The organism is Staphylococcus simulans (assembly GCF_002902285.1).
GTDB classification, from domain to species: Bacteria; Bacillota; Bacilli; order Staphylococcales; family Staphylococcaceae; genus Staphylococcus; species Staphylococcus simulans.
The window spans coordinates 64,571-84,653 of sequence record NZ_PPRU01000004.1; the positions used below are offsets into that span (position 1 = coordinate 64,571).

Here is a 20,083-nt window from a genome sequence, read left to right on the forward strand (position 1 = left end):
AAGCCCATATCTCATGAGCTTGCTTAATCGTTTGTTTTAACCGTGTACGAATACGAAGTATAAAATGAATAACACCATTAATACATACATAATTGGATGTACTTCTTTATGACGTTTCGTCACTAACATTGTAATTGGATAGAAGATGAAACCACATGCGATACCTGTCGCAATTGAATAAGATAGTGGCATCATAATAATTGTAATGAACGCTGGAACAGCCAATTCAAATTTCTTCCAATCAATTTGTGATAAGTTTCCTGCCATTAATACCCCTACTACAATTAATGCTGGAGCTGTGACTGCACTCGTAACAACAGCCATTAATGGACTGAAGAATAATGCTAATAAGAAACAGACACCTGTTACAATACTCGCAAAACCAGTTCTTGCACCTACAGCAACACCCGATGTTGATTCAATGTATGAAGTCGTTGTTGTTGTACCGAAAATAGAACCTACGATTGTAGCGATAGAATCTGAGAATAACGCACGACCTGCACGAGGTAATTTATTATCTTTCATCATACCTGCTTGTGAAGCCACTGCCACTAATGTTCCTGCTGTATCAAAGAAATCAATGAACAAGAACGTTAAAATAACAATTAAAAATTGTACTGTAAATAATTGACCTGGGTCTTTAAATGCTTCAAATGCTGCACCGAATGTTGGCGCAATACTTGGAATCTTTCCTACTACTGCATGTGGCATTTGAATTAAACCAGTTAATAATCCGCCGGCTGACGTTAAAATCATACCGATAAAGATAGCACCCGGTACTTTTTTAGCATAAAGTACAACCGTTACGATGATACCAAATACTGCTAATAATACTTTACCGTCTGTAATATGGCCTAAAGTTACAAGCGTAGAATCATTATTCACAATAATACCTGCACCTTGTAAACCAACAAAGGTAATAAACAAACCGATACCCGCTGTTACAGCCATTTTCATCTCATACGGTATGGCGTTAATAATGGTCTCCCGGAGTCCTGTTACGGTTAATATCGCAAAGAAGATACCTGAACATAACACACCTGTTAAACCGATTTGCCATGGAATCCCCATTGTTAACACAACAGTAAATGCGAAGAATGCATTCAGTCCCATACCTGGTGCTAATGCGATTGGATATCTAGCAATGAGTCCCATAAATAATGAACCCACAAATGCAGCTAAGGCTGTCGCAACAAATACTGCGCCCTGATCCATCTTCATATCATCTGGGATACCTTTTACACCTGCTAAACTTAAAATCTGCGGGTTAACAGCTAATATGTAAGCCATAGATAAGAAAGTTGTTAAACCGCCTAAAATCTCACGACGATAATTCGTTTGATACTTATCAAATTGGAAATATTTTTTCACTTTAAAGTCTCCTTAAATGAAATACCTTAATATTCTAATCCCTATTCAAAGAAAATACAATGAAGATTTAAGAAAAAACCAAACAATTTTAATAGAAATTTGAAAAACACACTCATTTTCGAACGATTTCAACACTATATTTTTAAATATTGTTCGTTAAAATTCGTTAATGAGTGTGTCTTCTAATTAAAGTTTCAAATTCTTCAAAGCATCTTGGAATGGATTATTGTTCATTTCTTCTTTACCCATATATTTCTTCATCTCACGTTTAGATACTTTGCCTTTACCTTTATTCTTATGTCTTTGATCCATTTGTTCTTGTGTTTCAGAGTGACCGCAAACACAACGATATGTCGCTTTTTTACCTTTACCGAATAATGTCATTTTCTTATGACAGTTTGGACAACGTGCATTCGTTTTACGTTGTACATTTTTCTTTGTCTTACATGCTGGGTCTTGGCATACAAGCATTTGACCATTTTTTGTTTTGACTTTAATCATGAATTTACCGCATGTCGGACATTCTGTAGTGGTCAAGTTATCATGTTTATATTTCTGTTCACTGTTTTTGATTTCATTCACAATAGTTTCAGTAAAATGTTTCATCTCTTTTATGAACTGACGTGCATCATATTTACCTTGTTCAATTTGCGTTAATTTTTCTTCCCATTCTGCTGTAAGCAATGGTGAAGTAAGTGATTGTGGTGCGAGTTCTAAAATTTGGCGTCCTTTAGACGTAACTTTAATATGACCATCTCTTGCTTCAATCGCATTCATATTAAACAACTTTTCGATTATATCTGCACGTGTTGCTACCGTACCAATACCGCCTGTTTGTTTCAGAGTTTGTGAATGTTTTTTATTTTTTAGTTCAAAGAACTTTTGAGGACTTTCCATTGCTTTTAACAATGTTCCCTCGTTAAAGTATGGCGGCGGTGTTGTTTCATGTTCTTGAATATGGAAACGTTGAACTTTATAAGTTGCACCTTGTTTAAATTGTATTGGTTCTGATTGTGTGGTTGATTCATTTAGTAATTGTTTGAAACCAAGTTGCAAGGTTACTTTATCTTGCAATTCAAAGGTCTGCTTACCGACCTTCAAGATAACTTTGACCGCTTCATACTCATACGGCGGCAACAAGTTCTCTATAAATCGTTCTGCAATCATTAAATAGACCTTTTGTTCACGTTGGCTTAAGTCATTCATGTTAGGACGAATTTCTGTTGGAATAATCGCATGATGATCTGATACCTTCTGATTATTTACGATACCCATTTTAGCACTGAACTGTTTATTGACTAATGGACGCACCGCTTCTTTATACTCAGTCGCAAGCAATGCTTGTAAACGTTCTTTAAATGTTTCTACCATATCATCCGTTAAATAGTTCGAATCTGTTCTTGGATACGTAACCAACTTATGACGTTCATATAAGTTTTGAAGTGTATTCAGTGTTTCTTTCGCACCCATACGATAACGTTGATAAGCTTCTTGTTGTAAATCAGTTAAACTGAACAACTTCGCAGGATATTGTTTCTTTCGTTTTGATGTTACTGATTCAACAATGCCCGTTTGTTGTTCTAATTGTTGAACCATATCTGTGAATACTTGTTTGTCATAGATACGTTGTTTTGAAATCAACTTAAAGTTTTGTCCATCCACTTGTGCTTCAAACGTATAATATTTAGATGGTCTAAAATGTCTGATTTCATCTTGGCGCATTTGAACAAGTTGAATCGTCGGTGTTTGAACACGACCTAATGATAACTGCGCATCATACTTCGTTGTTAATGCGCGCGTCGCATTAATCCCAACAATCCAGTCTGCCTCACTACGTGCTAATGCTGCACGATATAATGGCAAGTATGCTTTACCATCTTTTAAATGTTTGAACCCGTTACGAATCGCTTTGGCTGTAATCGAACTGATCCATAAACGTTTAATCGGTTTCTTATTATGCACCTTATCTAAAATCAAACGTGCAACGAGCTCCCCTTCTCTTCCAGCATCAGTCGCAATGATAATTTCTTTAACTACATCTTTTAACATCAATGATTTGACTGTATTGAATTGTTTCTTTGTTTTTGGAATAACGACTGTTTTCATATATTTTGGGATAATTGGCAGTTCTTGCAAATCCCATGTTTTAAACTTCGAATCATATTGTTCTGGAGTTGCATTCGTTACCAGATGACCTAAAGCCCATGTCACAATATGTTGATTGTTTTCAAAATAGCCATTGCGCTTTTGATGTACATTCAATGCGTTCGCAATATCACGGGCCACAGAAGGTTTCTCTGCTAGAATTAATGATTTCATCTTCATTTTCCTTTCTCAAAATCGTATTTCTATTGTAACATGATTTATTGTGCTTGTTTCTCGTACCTTTGCTTTTATCTCAACACAAAACAAAGTATAATAAATAAAAAGGTGTTCTTTATATAACAACCAAGGAGGTTCTTATGAAAGCCGTTAAAATTGAAGCTGTTCAAGACATCCAAAGTATTATTCACCAAGCCGATACATCCTATTGTTCCTATATTTATAAGCTTCACGAAAAAAACGTTTCATTGACACAAAGTATTGAGGCTTTAAAACAAGACACAGGCGTCTACGCGCTCATTGACGAAAGTGACAAAGTCCGTATGCTGATGGGTGGATTCTCCTATGATACTAACCATTTTAAAATGGTTGGGCCGTTCATCAATTCAAATGATCAATTAGATGCACAAGCTTTTAAAAGCCTTTTTGAAACTTTAATTGCAGATCAACCTGATCAATCTCATTTCAATTTTTCATTTGATATTACAGACGACTATAAAAGTTCATTGATGAAATCCATTGATGCACACTATACGTTCACTGACTATTATCTTTCAACTGATCACACAATTGAAACAAGTCCTGCGGCTGAACGTCAAATCATTCCATATCACAAAGCTTTTTTCGCACATTTCGATCGCTTACATCAGAAAAACTTCCGTCGTGAAGCAATGTCTGCTTCTGAAATTGTCAATACACTAGATGAGAACAATCATTTATTCTTTTTTGTCAGCGAAGGTATTTTAAAAGGCTACTTATATCTGCAAGTCAAACCTGATAAAAATAAAGCAGAAATTAAATATTTCTCATCTCATACGGATTATCGTTATGAAGGAATTGCTTTTAATTTATTAAGTCATGCGATTAACTTTGCTTTTAAATATGATGATATTAATAAAGTCTATTTCAAAATACGTAGTAAAAATGATCAATTAGTAGACCGCTTCAGTGAACTCGGTTTCGACATTCGTTCAGAACGTAAAAAATTCAAATATATCAAATAATATAAGCGTTTGTTATGAGGTTAACCTTCATAGCAAACGTTTTATTTTCCATTTATTTGTCTTTGTTTTATTCTTATTTTATTAAGGGGTAAGTTTAAATATAGAAAGGAAAAGATAGAAGATGGATTTACTTATCGCATTACTGCCTGCCCTCTTTTGGGGTAGTGTTGTTTTAATTAACGTTCTTGTTGGAGGCGGACCTTACAATCAAATCCGAGGCACGACACTCGGCGCATTGATTGTAGGTATTGTTCTCTTATTAACAGGACATTCTAGTTTTGAACCTAAAGTCATTATTGTCGGTTTGATCTCTGGTGCATTCTGGGCATTAGGTCAAGGTTACCAACTACGCTCTGTTGATTTAATCGGTGTTTCTAAAACTATGCCGATTTCTACAGGAATGCAGCTGGTTGGTACTACATTATTCAGCGCAATATTCCTAGGGGAATGGAGTACAGGAACACAAGTCGTTTTAGGTCTATTAGCGATGATTTTATTAGTGGGCGGTATCGCATTGACTTCACTTAAAGGTAAAAATGAATCGAGCGAAGGCCAATCTAAATTAGGTAAAGCAATTGTGATTTTATTAATTTCAACAGTCGGCTATGTCGTATATGTTGTTGTGGCGCAAATCTTTAGCGTTAATGGCTTAGATGCCTTATTCTTCCAATCAATTGGTATGGCAATCGGTGGTTTCTTATTATCAGCGAAACACCAAACGTCTACACGCTATACGTTACGTAACCTGTTGCCAGGTGTGATTTGGGCCATTGGTAACTTATTCTTGTTCTACTCACAACCTAAAGTCGGCGTCGCAACAAGTTTCTCATTCTCACAATTACTAGTAATCGTTTCAACACTCGGCGGTATCTTTATACTGAAAGAACGTAAAGATAAACGTCAAATGCTTGGAATTACTGCAGGGATTGTATTAATTGTCGTCGCAGCTTTCATTCTCGGCGGATTAAAAGCATAATGCTTTCTAATAAAATATTGAAGAAAATAATAGAAATTTTAAAGGGATTGTCAGCCACTTAAGTAATGATTGACAATCCCTTTTTTATTATACGAAAAACATTTGGAAGTAATAGAGTATGACGATACTGATCACAATCGTCATGTTGGTGGTCATGCCAATCAAAGGCAATGTACGGTATTGGAATTGAATGGAGTAAGGTATGACCGCAACGCCGATTGGCAACAACCAAATGACCATTAAAGTCGTTTTTATCATTTGGTCAGAGACTGGTAAAAAGAAATAAACGAGTAAGCCCGCTATGAGTCCAAAGCCATAATGAATGGCCAAATATTTCAAGGCAATCGGTAAATAACGACGTTCTACTCTAAAGTTCAACATTAAACCTAAGAGAATCATAGATAACGGCATATTCGCTTGTGCCAATACATCTAAGAAATTGATAACAGGATCTGGTAAATGCAGGTTACTCATATTTAAACCAAACATCATCAAATAAGTCATCAATGGAATAGAACGTAATAAATTCAATATAAGGAATCTAAGATTAAAAGTATTATTTCCGCTGCTGCTGAAATAATTGCCTATAAAATAAGTGATACCGAACATGACAATCGCACCGCCGATATCTGCCATACCGAAATAAATCATGCCGACTTTCGGCCAAATCGCTTGTACTAGCGGGTAAGCAAATAAGCCGATATTCAGTGATGCCATCATCATGCCGATGGTACCTCGCATCTCATTGTCATATTTTAAGAAAAAGCTGATAGCGATAACTTTCGCAATGATACCGTAAATGACCATCATAACCGGTAATACAGATAGTGAAATATCCAGTTCAGCTTTGTTTAAATTGACGATGACTAATGCAGGTAACGTCACATTCAGCACTAATTTAGCCAGTACTTGGTTATCTTCTTCTTTTAAAATATTGATACGTTTGAGTAAATACCCAAGCGCGATCAATATAACAATGACTGCGAATTTGCCTGTCATAAGTCACCCTTCTTTCTCTATTATCATTGAGACATTCATTCGTCATGAAATGTCATTTCTCGGTAATTACATCTCTAATCTTTCCATGATATACTATTATTATTGATAATAAAAATCAATAAGGTGGTGTATCTTTTGGATTTAGAAAGTCAATTAGCAGAATTAAAACAAGATTACGTACGTCTGCAAGACGATTTGGAAAAGCGTGAATCAACAGGTCAAGAAGTCGATCCATTGATTAAACAGCTTGAACAAATCGAACATGAAATCGCACACGTCCGTTCACAAATAAAACAGCAATAAAATCGACATCTTGAATAGAAACACGCCATGATTCAACGTGTTTTGCGATTATCAGAAAGGAAGTACACGCGATGCAACTCTATCTATTATTACTACCCGTTTTGTATTTATTTGTAAGTTATATCAGTATTTATAAAATGAATACAATCTACAGTAGTGTTTTACGCATGGTCATGGGTGGATTACTCATCCTTATTGTCGCAATGATTAACTTAACAGTTCCTCCAGTAGCATGGTGGGAGTTTGCGGTCATTGTGATGCTTGTAGGTAATGTGGAGATTACAGCCTTCAAGTATTCAAAAGGCGATCAAAAAGGTGTCTTCTTATTAAATGTGATGACCCTTTTAATTTTCGTGATCAGTACTATTTTAACATTTGTATTATATTAAGAAAGAAAAGCCCCTCAGCTGCGTATTATACGAGCTGAGGGACTTTTTTGATTAGCTATTTAAATTTTAAACTTAATTCTCTTTTTTACGTTTTGAGCTAAACATATGTGTTACTTTATCTTTCAGCGTAAATAGAATTTCATAAATAACTGGTACTACTATCAGTGTAAGAATAGTAGAAGAAACCAATCCGCCTATTACAGTTGCGGCTAAACCTTTGGAAATCAAGATAGAGCTGTCTTGTCCGAATAACATCGGTACAAGTGCGCCAATTGTCGCAAGTGCAGTCATTAAGATTGGACGTATTCTCGTTCCGCCCGCTTCTAACAACGCTTCTTTCATTTCCATACCTTTATGCTCATTATTGATAACTCGGTCTATGAGTACAATCGCATTGGTTACGACAATACCTATTAACATTAAGACCCCGATCATACTTGGTACAGAAAGTGTTTCTCCTGTGAATACTAAAGCTAACACCACACCAATCACAATGTAAGGAAGTGAGAATAGGATGGTAAATGGTGCTAAGCCGCCTTTGAATGTTAATACGAGTACAAGATAGACAATTACAACTGCCGCAATCATTGCTAGACTTAATTGCGTCATCGCTCTATTAATGTCATCTGTCGCACCGCCTGAATTGATTTTAACATTCGCTGGTTTATCGACTTTATTTACTTTATCCATCACTTTCGTTGAAATACCGCCGACATCTTTACCGCTGATTTTACCTGTTACAGTTGTAGTATAGTCGCCATCTTCTTTAATCAACTTACTTGGTGTTTGTGTTGATTTTAATGTTGCGATATCTTTCAGCTGAACCATTTCTCCTGTCGGTGTCGGAATTTCAAGATTGTTTAATTTCTCTTTGGTCCAGTTCGTTTGTTTTTCTTTTTCAACTTTTACATCGACTTTATGACCTTTTTCATTAATCGTTGTCAGTGTTGTTTCTGGAATGTTTTGATTTAAGCCCATCGCTAATTGACCCGCTGACAAGCCTTTTTCGGTTGCTTTGTTTTTATCAACATCAATTGTGTATTGGTCATAGACTTCAGTTAAATCGGATTTAACGTTCACTACACCTGATGTTTGTTTCATTTTATCTTCGATTGCTTTCACTGTGTCTTTGATTTCATGACCTGATGGACCAGATACTTTGACTTCAATTTCATTATTGCCGCCACCAGTACCCATGTCTAAGTATTTCCATTCGCCTTCTTGTTTAAAGCCTGCGATATGTTTTAATACTCTGTCTGGTTCTGTATCAAAGTTTTTCGTATCACTCGCATATTCAATCATCACAGCCATATTGTTTGTACTGCCTGTCGGATCAATTGGTGATGCACCACCTAGTGAATACTGAACTTTCTTCACTTTATCTTTACTGTTAAGATATTTTTGAACTTGTTCAGCATTTTTTAGTACTTGTTCTTTTGTTTCACCAGGTTTTGGTGTATAAGTCAACGCCATGAATTTATCTTCACCTGTGGAAATAAAGCTCGTTCCTATTTTCGCAGCACCTAATCCGATACTGCCGATTAAAATAACAGTCGTTATAATTAAGACAATCCATTTATGGTTTAACGACCAATTCAATACTTTTTTGTATCCTCGGCCTACTGCACCTAACGAACGTTGACGTTTTTGTTTGATACCATTTTTAAAGAATGTTGAAGCTAATGCCGGCACAATAGTGATAGACACTAGTAATGATGCTAATAAACTAAATGTAATTGCGAGTGCGAATGGTCTAAACATCTCACCGACTGAACCAGCCACAAAGACTAATGGTAAGAAGACGACAATCGTTACAAGTGTAGAAGACATAATCGGTTTGAATACTTCAGCTGTCGCGCTGATAACCAAGTTGTCTCCGCTCTCTCGCTCTTTCGGATCGGACATCCGTCTGTATATATTCTCAATAACAACAATAGAGTCATCAATTACACGTCCGATTGCGACGGTTAATGCACCTAAAGTCAAGATGTTCAATGAGACATCTGATAACTTCAAGGCAATCATCGCAATTAATAACGACATTGGAATTGAAACGACTGAAATTGCTGTTGTTCTGATATTACGTAAGAATAATAAGATGACAATAATCGCAACTATCGTACCAAGAATCGCTTTTTCAAGCATTGTATAAATAGAATCTTGGATTGGTTTTGCGGTATCCATAATCTTAGTTTGTGCTAAATCTTTATTATCTTTCACAAACGCTTTAATTTTCGCATCTGTATCTTTTTTCACTTGAACAGTATTGGCATCTTGTGCTTTTACGATTTGAACATCAATCGCATCTTTACCGTTCGTTCTGGAGATTGACTCACGTTCTTGTCCGATTTTTACATCGGCGATATCTGAAAGTTTCACCATGTCATTACTTTGTGGTCCTTGTGAACCTTGTGACATCATTGAACTTTCATCTGACCCAGATTGGCCTTGTTCTCCTTGTGCTGCGCTGACAGGAATTACAAAGTTTTTCAATGCATCTGCTGAAGTGAATTCTCCATTCACTACAATGGATTTTTCTTTTTTACCGAATTGGAATAAACCTAAAGGTGTTTTGCCAGAAGCATTTTTAATATAGTCCTCCACACCTTTAGCACTCATACCACGTTTTTGTAATTCGCTTTGTTTGAATTTAATCGTTGCTTGACGTGCAGTTTGACCGTTCATTTGTACATTTTGAACACCGTCAACAGTTTCTAATTTCGGAATGAGTTGTTTCTCAATCGCTTTCGTCGCTTTCTCTAAATTTCCATTTTTATCTGAAAATGAATAAACAACTACAGGGAATGCATTCATACTGTTCCTCATTAATTCAGGTTCCCTTGCATCCTCTGTGAGTTTAAGTTTATCAATTTCTTTCTTTAATGCTTCTTCAGCCTTATCCATATCTGTACCATCTTCATAGCTGACTTGGACCATAGAAACATTTTCTAACGATTGGCTTTTGACATTTTCGACATGCGCCATGCCTCTGATTTGATTATCTATTTTATCACTGATATCCTCTTGTACTGTCTGAGGTGTAGCACCCGGTAAGACAGTATTGACAGATATCATCGGTTCTTCTACATCAGGCAATAATTCTAAACGCATTTTTACACTGGAATAGACACCGCCCAAGATGACTAATACAACCATTAAAAATACAGCGAATTTATTGCCTAAAGAGAACTTCAGCAAACGATTAATCATGCGCTCTTTCCTCCTCATTTCTCGTTACTTTAAATTTAACACACCCCGCCTTAAAAGGTCGTTGATTTCACTCAACATTTTAGGTTTTTCCAAGAAAAAAGATTGAGACTAATTTTAGTCTCAACCCCTTTATCTATACTTATGAAAATATGTTGTCTAACTGTATTATTTTCTGCCTTTTATTTTGCGAGAAACTTTGATTTTAGCTTTTGTTAATGCTGGTTTTGCTTTTTCAATCATATAATACAATGGTTTATTTAAGACATAATCAAACTCACCGATTTTTTCACTTAAATACGTACCCCATGTTTTCTTAAATGCCCATAAACCATAATGTTCTGAGTCTTTATCCGGGTCATTATCTGTACCGCCGAAATCATATGTTGTAGCGCCTTTTTCACGCGCATAACGCATCATTTCAAACTGCATATGATGGTTCGGCAAGAAATCACGATAATCATTTGAAGATGCACCATATAAGTAATATGATTTGTGGCCACAGAACATAAGCAGTGCGCCTGATAAATAAACACCTTCTGGCTCACGTTGGTATAGTTCTTCCATTTGATCGATTAATTTTTGGTTACGCGCAATTTTAGCTTCAGCATCTTTGATTTTATTCAACGTCTTTTTATCTTGTTTCTTTTGTTTCAGACGTTCAATATCTTGTTCAACTTCTGCATTTTCACCTTTTAACTCTGCCAATACAGGTTTTGGTTCTAATTTAACCAAGAATAACTCTGCGTCGCCGTCAGGATGTAATGCATCGTAAATATTTTCAAAGTAGCTGATATCACGTGTCAAGAAACCATCACGTTCCCCAGTAATACGCATCAAGTCTGCGAAGATTTTAAGTTGATCGCGACCTGCACGTTCTACTTTCGTTCCACGTTTTAATGATAAACGTACTTTTGAACGGTTACGACGTTCAAAGCTTTGAATCAATTCATCATCTGTTTTATCAATCGGTGTAATCATTGTCATACGTGGTTGAATGTAATCTTTTGATAAGCCTTCTTTGAATCCTTTATGTTTGAATCCTAATTGTCTTAAATTACCTAAAGCATCCCCTGCTTTATCCACTTCTACATCTGGATCGATTTTAATCGCATAGGCTTTTTCATCTTCAGCAATTTCTTTTGTGTATTGAAGGAGGGCTTCGATGACTGCTTTATCATCATAATCTGCGACGAACCCTCTAGAGACATAACAAAGTGTATAAGGTAGTTTCGGTATTTTCTTGAATAATAATTGACCGACACCTTTAACTTTTCCATCTTCACCTACTGCGACACGTCTAGAGTACCAACCAGTCAGCTTTTTCGTTTCTGCCCATTGTGTGAGTTGAAGCAAATCACCATTGGGATGAGATTTAACAAATGCATCATGTTCTTGGTTCGTGATATTCATCTTTTCCATAAAATAAAAATCTCCTTTATTTTCCTTACACTATCTACTTATTATACAATGAAACTAAGTGACTTTCATGTCGTATCCTCACGTAACCCTATAAACTATAAAGATTCAGAGGTGAAAAGTGTGAGAAATATCTTTTTAATTATCATGATTATTTTAAATATCATTGTGATTAGTATAACATTAGTCAACCATGTTCAAATAGACAATCTCAGCTTGCGTGTATTCTTTACCGCATTTTCTATAGTAACTGCTGTTTATCTTGTCTTATTGCGTAAATCACGTGTTGATATGTGGCTAGCAATTATCTTATTCTTAATCGCTTTAACTTATGCGATTATGATTGCGAACGCAGTTTATCATTATGTGTACTAAACTTTAAGGTTCGAAGTGATAAGCCCCACCGCGTGTCACGATATGATAAGGTGTTTCGGCGGTTGTATCTTGAATAACAATCGCATACTTGTCTTTGCGTCCTGATTGAATACGATATTCAATCGCTTCATCAGGCAATTTTAAAGTTGTGATTTCTTCATTTTCAGATACCACTTCCATACCAAACCAATCCCGCCATTGATTGACCACTAACGCTTGTTGTGTGGTTTGAATTTCAATGGCTTTTATTTTGAATTGCGGTTGAAATCTATTTTCTAACGCCTCAACACGTTCTTCTTCTGACTTATTCCACTCTATAAAGAACGGCGGTTTCAATTTCGCATCCGGCTGATTCAAATATAATAAACGCCAAGACGTTTGTTCACCTTTTTTATTTTCTCGGCCCATTTCAATTGGTCCTACGACATCTAACCCTTTCGCTTCAAACTCATCTTTAAGTTTGTCTAAATCATTTGTGCGTAAGGCGATTGCTTTAAAGCCTTGTTCGAAATTATCTTGTACGATTTTCGCAACGAAAGATACACGTCCTTCATTCGATTTAATAACCTTCTTCAACTTTTCTTCATCGTTTACACCGATAATTTCAATATAAGCCAAATCTGTATAAACCAATTTATTATATGTACCATAGCGATTGTGTAAGCCGCCTGGTGATAACTTCATTACTTCTCCTGGATACTCAAACTCATCAATATGCTTGATATAATGGATGATATGATCAAATTTCAACTGAACCATTTAGACCATCCTCTCTTCATTTTTCTTCATCTTATCAAATTATGAATCGAATTGCCTTTTGAAAGACTAATTTCAAAAAATCTCTTGATTTTTATTTGAGAATTTTCTACAATAGTAAAGTAAATTAGTTAGCTTAGCTAACCTTTTTAACGAAATCAATCAATTACCCTGCAAAAAAATCAAACTGATTTCGTTTATATATGAGGTTGTGACGTTTTACTGAGGTCTCAACCTCTATCTTAATTTAAGGAGCTACAACATGGAAATCAATCAATTATTTAATAGCTTTACTGAATTATATAGACCTTATGTAAAAAGCGTTCAACCTTTACTTGATCAGTATCAGCTACATACTGCTCAATTTTTAGTTCTAAAGGATATTTACTTACATGAACCGACAACACTTGTCGAAATTTCTAAACGTCGTTGTATTGAAAAACCATCAACACGTAAATTATTAAAAGTGTTACATGAACACGACTTGCTGACTGTTACACCAGGGGAAGATAAAAGACAAAAACTATTAAGTCTGACAGACAAAGGTAATCAGATTTACCACGAAGTCATCGAAAAAGTAACAGCTCTTCAACAACAAATCGTTGAAGAAGCAGGTCTTAGTCAAGATGATATCGAGCAAACCATTCGAACGCTCAAAGCTATCAAACATCAGTTTTAAGGAGGGATTTCGCGTGGATCATTCTCAACACGCACCAATATGGACTAAAAGTTTCAATATGAACTTTATCGTCAACTTCTTCGTTTATCTTTGTATGTATCTGTTAATCGTTGTCATTGCAGGCTACAGTAAAAACGAATTTGGCGCTTCAGATAGTTTATCCGGATTAGTAACCGGATTATTTATTGTCGGCTCATTAATCGGCCGTTTTATTACAGGAAAATATGTCAATGCGATGGGACCTAAACGTACATTAATTATAGGATTGATTTTTCTTATCGTAACGCAAGCCCTTTACTTTATAGAAGGTTCATTAGGTTTCTTAATGTTTACCAGATTAATTAATGGTGTTGCGACAGCAGTAGCGACTACTGCGACAGGAACAATAGCTGCATACATCACACCACCTGAACGTAAAAGTGAAGGTATCAGCATGTTCTCTCTCAGTTTAGTTCTCGGAACAGCTGTCGGACCTTTCTTTGGTTTATTATTATCAAATCAATACTCCATTGATGTCTTATTCGCTTTATGCTTAGTATTAGGTATCATTGGTTTAGCTTTATCATTCTTCATTCATATCAATTTTGAAACAACTAAAGTTTCTGAAACTCAACCATCAAAAGGTTTCAGCTTAAGTCAATTTATCGCTAAAGATGCAGTACCGATTGCGATTGTAATTTTAGTAACTGGTGTGACTTACTCATCTATTCTGACATTCTTAAAATTCTTCGCAGAAGAGCGCAATCTAGTCGCAGTTTCAAGTTACTTCTTTATTTTCTATGCCTTAACATCATTAGTCACACGTCCAATTACAGGTCGTTTAATGGATAACAAAAACGAAAACGTTGTAGTTTATCCATCTTATTTCTTCTTACTTATCAGCTTTGTGCTTTTATTCTTTGCACATTCAGGCTGGATGTTATTACTTGCAGGTGCAGCGTTAGGTGTAGGTTACGGTAACTTATCATCACTTATGCAAGCTATTGCGATCAAAGTTACGACACCAGAAAAATATGGCCTAGCCACTTCTACTTTCTTTATCGGTATTGATTTCGGTATCGGCTTCGGCCCTTCTGTATTAGGTGTCTTCACTTCATCTATTACTTATGCACAACTTTATGGCTTCATGGCTATATTAACTATTATTACCGCAGGACTTTACTATGTCCTACATGGCCGCAAAGTAAAATATTTAGAACGTGCTTAATTATAAAAGTGCAGATCAAAACGGTCTGCACTTTTTTATATAATCCATCCTTTTTCAATAGCTTTTTTCCACGCATCAAAACGATTTTCTGTCTCCATTTTATCAATAATGACAGAAGTATAATTACGAACTGTCCCGTTTGAAAGAAAAAGCTTTTGTGCAATTTCTTTACTTGAATAACCATTGCCAATTTCTTTCAGTATTAATTGTTCTGAAGGCGTTAATGGATTTTTCTCATTAAAATATGTAGTCATCAATGTTTCACTATATTCTTTTTGTCCTGCCATAACATTATGCATGGTCTGAATCAGTTCTTCTACGGACCGTTCTTTTAATACATAAGCATCTACATCATTTGCGACTGCTCTTTCAAAATAACCTGGTCTTTTGAACGTCGTTACAATAATGACTTTTGTATTTAACTTTGCTTCTCTTATTTTATTCAATACTTCTAAACCTGTTAATTCCGGCATTTCAATATCTAGAATTGCAATGTCAGGCTGATTGGATTCAATCATTTGCCATGCCTCTGCTCCACTTGAAGTATCAGCAATAATGTTTATATTTCCATCCATCTCTATAAGTTGAACCATCGCTTTTCTCAGCATTTCTTGGTCTTCAGCTAGAACAACATTTATCATAAATTATCACCTCGTGGAATTCGAATCATTAATGTAACACCTTGTTCAGATTTTATTGTAACTTCACCATCTAATAATGCTGCACGCTCTCTTATACTATGCAGTGTAGCTTCAGGTTTACTGATACCTTTGCCATTATCACTAATTATCAACGTAATGATGTGTTGCGCTTCTTTTAATGTACCAGTTACTTTTGTCGCATGTGCATGTTTAATAATATTATTGACCGCTTCTCTCAATAGCATAGCTAATATAGACTGTTGTCCTTTATTTAATGTTCTAGCAATGGATTGTCCCTCAAAATCAAAAGTAATATCTGCTTGTTTTAATAGTTGATCTACAGACTTCACTTCTTCTTCAAAATCTTGAAATTTCAGGTGTTCTACAATAGTTCTGACTTTATTTAATGCCTCTTTAGAAAGTTGATTAACTGCTAACATTTCCTCTTTGGCTTTTTCTGGATTTTGATCTATCAATTTAGAAGCAAGCTCAGATTTTATGCTCAAGCTGGCAAATACATGACCTAACGTATCATGTAAATCTTGGCCGATTCTTTGACGTTCTTGTTCAGCAATCAATAAATTGATGTGACGATTTTTCTCTTTCATTTGCGCCCTTACTTTTTTATTTTCGATAAATCTAAAGTTAATGAACAACGAAATGATTACAACAAGAATCAGTACGATAACTATTGGTAAAGCTTTTGGAAGTAAGTATAATGAAAGACCAGATGCGATGAGTAAAGCAATATAAAATAGTATACTTTCCACTGACTTTACAGTCGCTTCATAAACATACGGCAACACATAAGAACCAAAAAAGAAAAACATGATAAATGTGCTGCCCATTGCCCAACAAAAATAAAGTGTGCCGATCAAATAAATCATCCATACAATCAACCGCTTCACTTTAAACTGATAAACATCAGATAAAATTAAAATACCATAATTAATTATGAATACAGCAATCACTATAACAGCAATTACTTTAGGTCCTTTGATGTCTTGATAAAATAAAGCGATAATTGGAAACAACAAGTAAATAAAACTCGCAACGCCCATTGGGTTTCCTTTTATTTTTCTAAGCAAAAAAGACATTACATCACGTCCGATTTCTTTTGAATAACTAAAGCAATGATTATAAATAGTATACAATACCCCAAAAGAAAACCAAGTGCCGCTATATTAATCGTTTGATGCTGAATAAAATCTAATCCTAGCTGTTTTAATCGGTAGGTCGGCATATATCGAGAGATAGAAGCTAGCCATTGAGGAAACAAGCTAATAGGAAACCATAATCCACCCACAATCGCTAAAACAAGATACAATAAATTACCTATACTACTTGCTTGCTTCACATCTTTATGTTGTGCCAGTAATAACCCTATGGACAAAAATAAACTGGATCCAATCCATAATAATAATCCTGATACTAACCATTCATTAAGAGACATATGAATGTGTCTAATCATTCCTCCAACACTAAACATCAGAATAATTGAAAATAAAAAAAGACTCATGATTTTGAATACTTTAGCTACATAATATTTAATGGGTGTCATCGGTGTCGCAAAAAGTTTTTTCTGCCATCCGTTTTGTTTATCCTGTACTAATTCAACAGGGAAGGTCAACAAACAATAACTAGTTAAACTAAAGACCGTCATACTCATCAAACTTTCTTTATAAATTTGATTGGCTTCTGATTGTGGTACTTTAGTTAATGAAGTGAAAATCAAGAAAAATACTAACGGCATCCCTACTGAAAGAATAAGATATATTTTTTGTCGCAAAGTGATTGTCCAATCTAATTTCAAATATTTAAAAATCATGATAGAATCTCCCCTTCACTTTCAAATACATAATCTTCTAATGAACTTTTCTTAATTTCTAACTCATTTAAATCTATATCTATTTCAATCAATTGTTGTAAAACTTTTTGAACCTCATCTGTTTTGATTTGAAGTTCACTTTGATCCTTTTGATAACTTAATTGAGTTTGATTTTGAATGATTGACTCAAATTGTTCAGGTAGATATATCGTTGATGTTTTATCAAGGTGTTTTAATTGTGAAGGTGAACTATCATTCATTATCTTTCCTTGTTTCAATACGATAACGCGATCCGCAACCTTCTCTACTTCTTCAATATAATGCGTCGTATATAATATGGTAATACCTCGAGCCTTCAAATCATTTATGATGTTCCAGAAATAACGTCTCGTTTTAGCATCCATCGCAGACGTCGGCTCATCTAAAAATATTAATAAAGGTTGTCCTGTTAACATCAATATAAAATCTAATAAACGTTGTTGACCTCCAGATAATTTAGTCGCGTATTGATTTAATTGTTTATCAGTAAACTGGGTCAATGTTTTAAACTTGTTGTAATCTAACGCTTTTTTATAAACCGATGAATAAAACGCATAGAGTTCTTTTACTTTGACCCATTCATTAAAGATTGATTTTTGAAATAATACGCCGATATTATTTTGTATAGCAGAATCCCTTTCAATACGCCCTTCATCTGGAACTAAATTACCTAAAATCAAATCAATCAATGTGGACTTACCTGCTCCATTTACGCCTATTAAAGCGATACATTCTCCTTCTTTTATTTCAAATGAAACATGATCTATTGCTTTAGTATTGTGGAATGATTTAGTTACACCGTTTACTTTTATCATTTAATCACCTCTTTATTTCCTTGATTTAATGATATATTTTTAAAAATTGTAAACATAGTAACGTTTGTCATAAATTCTCTATGACATTTGTCATTTTCTTGTTTTATACTTTTAGCACTTGAATCAACTTTTCTTTCAACATATTCAATTTCGGTTCATAATTTCCGTGATAACGCACTTTTTTTACTATTATAGTAAATTAAAGAGAATAGATTTATATTGAAATTCGTTATATAATATAATAAGTAAAATAATTATTATTCCTGGGGGAATACAACTATGAAAGGGCAAGAGGAGGAATATCAATGTCAAAGACAATTGATCATTTAATTGAGACAGAATGTAAACTTAGCCAGATTAAATATTGGCTAAAAGCAGAACATCATCTTACCATGGAGGAGTTCATTATTTTATACCGCTTCAATGGTACTGACAAAATTACAGGTAAAGTATTGAGGGATACCCTCCATTACGACATGAAATGGAATACGAGTAAAATTGATGTATTAATAAGAAAACTTTATAAAAGAGAACTGATCGCAAAAGAGCGTTCAGAAACTGATGAACGCCAAGTCTTTTATTTATTAGATAAGACACAACGTGAATTCGTCGCATCTGTCATCAAAGAATTTGAAACCTTCGCAAAGTAATCATTATGAAAAAGCACGCCTTTCCGAAAAAAATCAGAAAGACGTGCTTTTTATTATATATTTCATTCGACTTAACCGCCGATATAGTTCATATTAATTTTCTTACGTCTGCGATTTGCGACCGTTTGTTCAGTTCGTTCATCTGAATATCTGTCATCACGAATATGCCATAACTCTTCGAATTTCGCTTGTAATTCATCGTCCGTTTTACCAGAACGCATAAATTCTTTGACGTTAAATCCATCGACTGTGCTGAATAAGCAGCCATAGAATTTACCATCAGAAGATAAGCGTGCTCTCGTACATGTTGAACAGAATGACTGAGAAACACTCGTAATTAAACCGAACTGTGCTCCGTTATCTTTATGACGATAATATTTTGCGACTTCACCATAATATTTCGGTTCAACCGCTTCAATATCAAATTCATCTTCGACCATCGCAAGCATTTCATCTTTTGTGACAACCTTACTGAAGTCCCAACCATTGTCATTGCCGACATCCATAAACTCAATAAATCTTACAACAATATTTTTGTCTTTGAAGTACTGAATCATTGGGATAATTTGGTCATCATTGATACCTTTTTGCACAACAACGTTCACTTTCACTTTAAAACCGATTGATACTGCATAATCAATTTGTTCTAGGATGGTATCTGCTTTGATATTACGGTTATTGATAGATTGGAATAATTCGTTATCAATAGCATCTAAGCTGACATTGATACGTCTTAATCCTGCATCATAAAGTTTTTGTCCATGTTTTTTCAACAATAGACCATTGGTAGTCAGACCAATATCTTCTACACCGTCGATTTCATTAAGAGCGGCAATTAATTTATATAAATCTCTACGCATTAAAGGTTCCCCGCCAGTGATACGAATCTTCTTCACACCTAGGCGAGTATATACGCGAGCAATTCTTTCCATTTCACTAAAAGTCAATAATTCATCTTTGGGTAAAAAGACAAAGTCATCGCCGAAAATTTCTTTAGGCATACAATAATCACAGCGGAAATTACAGCGATCTGTCACGGATAATCTTAAGTCACGAATCGGGCGACCTAATTTATCTGTTATTTGTTTTACCATCTTTTGACC

General features: G+C 34.9%; 19 protein-coding genes. 8 read left to right on the plus strand and 11 right to left on the minus strand.

The window, feature by feature from the left end; translation table 11 throughout:
- Window positions 1-36: 36 nt before the first annotated feature.
- Together CD112_RS00985 and CD112_RS00990 are read right to left on the minus strand one after the other, a co-directional pair.
- Window positions 37-1,371 (minus strand): NCS2 family permease, encoded by a 1,335-nt coding sequence (locus CD112_RS00985; RefSeq protein ID WP_002479575.1) that lies wholly within the window; start codon window positions 1,369-1,371, stop codon window positions 37-39.
- Window positions 1,372-1,557: 186 nt separating this feature from the next.
- Entirely contained in the window at window positions 1,558-3,690 is a 2,133-nt protein-coding gene (locus CD112_RS00990; RefSeq protein WP_103363695.1) for a DNA topoisomerase III, read from the minus strand.
- A gap of 143 nt (window positions 3,691-3,833) precedes the next feature.
- On the opposite strand from CD112_RS00990, the gene CD112_RS00995 reads away from it, so the two are divergent.
- Both CD112_RS00995 and CD112_RS01000 read left to right on the plus strand, forming a co-directional pair.
- On the plus strand, window positions 3,834-4,697 hold the full coding sequence (locus CD112_RS00995) for a GNAT family N-acetyltransferase (protein WP_070625743.1): 864 nt from the start codon (window positions 3,834-3,836) through the stop codon (window positions 4,695-4,697).
- A 121-nt stretch (window positions 4,698-4,818) separates the two neighbouring features.
- Window positions 4,819-5,673 carry a GRP family sugar transporter gene (locus CD112_RS01000; RefSeq protein WP_002479578.1) on the plus strand — a complete coding sequence of 285 codons (855 nt, stop codon included), beginning with the start codon at window positions 4,819-4,821 and terminating at the stop codon, window positions 5,671-5,673.
- 87 nt (window positions 5,674-5,760) lie between these two features.
- Here the strand turns inward: CD112_RS01000 and CD112_RS01005 are convergent, their stop codons facing one another.
- On the minus strand, window positions 5,761-6,672 hold the full coding sequence (locus CD112_RS01005; RefSeq protein ID WP_002479579.1) for an AEC family transporter: 912 nt from the start codon (window positions 6,670-6,672) through the stop codon (window positions 5,761-5,763).
- A gap of 135 nt (window positions 6,673-6,807) precedes the next feature.
- Between CD112_RS01005 and CD112_RS13550 the strand changes: the two genes are divergently transcribed.
- Both CD112_RS13550 and mspA read left to right on the plus strand, forming a co-directional pair.
- Window positions 6,808-6,975: an SE1832 family protein gene (locus CD112_RS13550; protein ID WP_002479580.1), complete on the plus strand. Its 168-nt coding sequence runs from the start codon at window positions 6,808-6,810 to the stop codon at window positions 6,973-6,975.
- A gap of 71 nt (window positions 6,976-7,046) precedes the next feature.
- Window positions 7,047-7,364 (plus strand): membrane stabilizing protein MspA, encoded by a 318-nt coding sequence (gene mspA, locus CD112_RS01010; RefSeq protein ID WP_002479581.1) that lies wholly within the window; start codon window positions 7,047-7,049, stop codon window positions 7,362-7,364.
- A gap of 72 nt (window positions 7,365-7,436) precedes the next feature.
- On the opposite strand, the gene CD112_RS01015 is transcribed toward mspA, so the two are convergent.
- The gene (locus tag CD112_RS01015) at window positions 7,437-10,574 is read right to left on the minus strand and encodes an efflux RND transporter permease subunit (protein ID WP_103363696.1); all 3,138 of its coding nucleotides are present in this window, start codon (window positions 10,572-10,574) and stop codon (window positions 7,437-7,439) included.
- Between the two features lie 165 nt (window positions 10,575-10,739).
- Entirely contained in the window at window positions 10,740-11,993 is a 1,254-nt protein-coding gene (locus tag CD112_RS01020; RefSeq protein ID WP_023014981.1) for a lipid II:glycine glycyltransferase FemX, read from the minus strand.
- A 120-nt stretch (window positions 11,994-12,113) separates the two neighbouring features.
- Between CD112_RS01020 and CD112_RS01025 the strand changes: the two genes are divergently transcribed.
- Window positions 12,114-12,365 carry a hypothetical protein gene (locus CD112_RS01025; RefSeq protein WP_023014982.1) on the plus strand — a complete coding sequence of 84 codons (252 nt, stop codon included), beginning with the start codon at window positions 12,114-12,116 and terminating at the stop codon, window positions 12,363-12,365.
- A 3-nt stretch (window positions 12,366-12,368) separates the two neighbouring features.
- Here the strand turns inward: CD112_RS01025 and CD112_RS01030 are convergent, their stop codons facing one another.
- The gene (locus tag CD112_RS01030) at window positions 12,369-13,124 is read right to left on the minus strand and encodes a VOC family protein (RefSeq protein WP_023014983.1); all 756 of its coding nucleotides are present in this window, start codon (window positions 13,122-13,124) and stop codon (window positions 12,369-12,371) included.
- Between the two features lie 259 nt (window positions 13,125-13,383).
- On the opposite strand from CD112_RS01030, the gene CD112_RS01035 reads away from it, so the two are divergent.
- Window positions 13,384-13,800 carry a MarR family winged helix-turn-helix transcriptional regulator gene (locus tag CD112_RS01035; protein ID WP_070625749.1) on the plus strand — a complete coding sequence of 139 codons (417 nt, stop codon included), beginning with the start codon at window positions 13,384-13,386 and terminating at the stop codon, window positions 13,798-13,800.
- Window positions 13,801-13,858: 58 nt separating this feature from the next.
- Window positions 13,859-15,007, plus strand: coding sequence for an MFS transporter (locus CD112_RS01040; protein ID WP_052032787.1), 1,149 nt, complete (start codon window positions 13,859-13,861; stop codon window positions 15,005-15,007).
- A gap of 35 nt (window positions 15,008-15,042) precedes the next feature.
- On the opposite strand, the gene CD112_RS01045 is transcribed toward CD112_RS01040, so the two are convergent.
- Genes CD112_RS01045 through CD112_RS01060 form a run of 4 tightly spaced genes read right to left on the minus strand, consistent with a single transcriptional unit; the run spans window position 15,043 to window position 18,330 of the window.
- The gene (locus CD112_RS01045) at window positions 15,043-15,648 is read right to left on the minus strand and encodes a response regulator transcription factor (protein ID WP_023014986.1); all 606 of its coding nucleotides are present in this window, start codon (window positions 15,646-15,648) and stop codon (window positions 15,043-15,045) included.
- Window positions 15,645-16,745, minus strand: coding sequence for a sensor histidine kinase (locus CD112_RS01050; protein WP_180991543.1), 1,101 nt, complete (start codon window positions 16,743-16,745; stop codon window positions 15,645-15,647). The genes CD112_RS01045 and CD112_RS01050 overlap by 4 nt, the downstream gene beginning before the upstream one ends.
- Complete coding sequence (locus tag CD112_RS01055; RefSeq protein WP_070625751.1) at window positions 16,745-17,476, minus strand: ABC transporter permease; 732 nt, start codon at window positions 17,474-17,476, stop codon at window positions 16,745-16,747. The genes CD112_RS01050 and CD112_RS01055 overlap by 1 nt, the downstream gene beginning before the upstream one ends.
- Window positions 17,473-18,330, minus strand: coding sequence for an ABC transporter ATP-binding protein (locus tag CD112_RS01060; RefSeq protein ID WP_002479593.1), 858 nt, complete (start codon window positions 18,328-18,330; stop codon window positions 17,473-17,475). The genes CD112_RS01055 and CD112_RS01060 overlap by 4 nt, the downstream gene beginning before the upstream one ends.
- Window positions 18,331-18,635: 305 nt before the next feature.
- On the opposite strand from CD112_RS01060, the gene CD112_RS01065 reads away from it, so the two are divergent.
- Window positions 18,636-18,980, plus strand: coding sequence for a transcriptional regulator, SarA/Rot family (locus CD112_RS01065; RefSeq protein WP_002479594.1), 345 nt, complete (start codon window positions 18,636-18,638; stop codon window positions 18,978-18,980).
- 71 nt (window positions 18,981-19,051) lie between these two features.
- Here CD112_RS01065 and moaA read toward each other — a convergent pair whose 3' ends face one another.
- Entirely contained in the window at window positions 19,052-20,074 is a 1,023-nt protein-coding gene (gene moaA / locus CD112_RS01070; protein ID WP_023014989.1) for a GTP 3',8-cyclase MoaA, read from the minus strand.
- Window positions 20,075-20,083: the final 9 nt, after the last annotated feature.

What these genes read in the sequence shown, in the direction of transcription:
- CD112_RS01050 (WP_180991543.1), bottom strand. Translation starts at nt 16,745, where the DNA reads ATGTCTTTTTTGCTTAGAAAAATAAAAGGAAACCCAATGGGCGTTGCG.
- CD112_RS01015 (WP_103363696.1), bottom strand. Translation starts at nt 10,574, where the DNA reads ATGATTAATCGTTTGCTGAAGTTCTCTTTAGGCAATAAATTCGCTGTA.
- CD112_RS01055 (WP_070625751.1), bottom strand. Translation starts at nt 17,476, where the DNA reads ATGATTTTTAAATATTTGAAATTAGATTGGACAATCACTTTGCGACAA.
- moaA (WP_023014989.1), bottom strand. Translation starts at nt 20,074, where the DNA reads ATGGTAAAACAAATAACAGATAAATTAGGTCGCCCGATTCGTGACTTA.
- CD112_RS01020 (WP_023014981.1), bottom strand. Translation starts at nt 11,993, where the DNA reads ATGGAAAAGATGAATATCACGAACCAAGAACATGATGCATTTGTTAAA.
- CD112_RS01045 (WP_023014986.1), bottom strand. Translation starts at nt 15,648, where the DNA reads ATGATAAATGTTGTTCTAGCTGAAGACCAAGAAATGCTGAGAAAAGCG.
- CD112_RS01000 (WP_002479578.1), top strand. Translation starts at nt 4,819, where the DNA reads ATGGATTTACTTATCGCATTACTGCCTGCCCTCTTTTGGGGTAGTGTT.
- CD112_RS01035 (WP_070625749.1), top strand. Translation starts at nt 13,384, where the DNA reads ATGGAAATCAATCAATTATTTAATAGCTTTACTGAATTATATAGACCT.
- CD112_RS01005 (WP_002479579.1), bottom strand. Translation starts at nt 6,672, where the DNA reads ATGACAGGCAAATTCGCAGTCATTGTTATATTGATCGCGCTTGGGTAT.
- CD112_RS00990 (WP_103363695.1), bottom strand. Translation starts at nt 3,690, where the DNA reads ATGAAATCATTAATTCTAGCAGAGAAACCTTCTGTGGCCCGTGATATT.
- CD112_RS00995 (WP_070625743.1), top strand. Translation starts at nt 3,834, where the DNA reads ATGAAAGCCGTTAAAATTGAAGCTGTTCAAGACATCCAAAGTATTATT.
- mspA (WP_002479581.1), top strand. Translation starts at nt 7,047, where the DNA reads ATGCAACTCTATCTATTATTACTACCCGTTTTGTATTTATTTGTAAGT.
- CD112_RS01065 (WP_002479594.1), top strand. Translation starts at nt 18,636, where the DNA reads ATGTCAAAGACAATTGATCATTTAATTGAGACAGAATGTAAACTTAGC.
- CD112_RS01040 (WP_052032787.1), top strand. Translation starts at nt 13,859, where the DNA reads ATGAACTTTATCGTCAACTTCTTCGTTTATCTTTGTATGTATCTGTTA.
- CD112_RS01030 (WP_023014983.1), bottom strand. Translation starts at nt 13,124, where the DNA reads ATGGTTCAGTTGAAATTTGATCATATCATCCATTATATCAAGCATATT.
- CD112_RS01060 (WP_002479593.1), bottom strand. Translation starts at nt 18,330, where the DNA reads ATGATAAAAGTAAACGGTGTAACTAAATCATTCCACAATACTAAAGCA.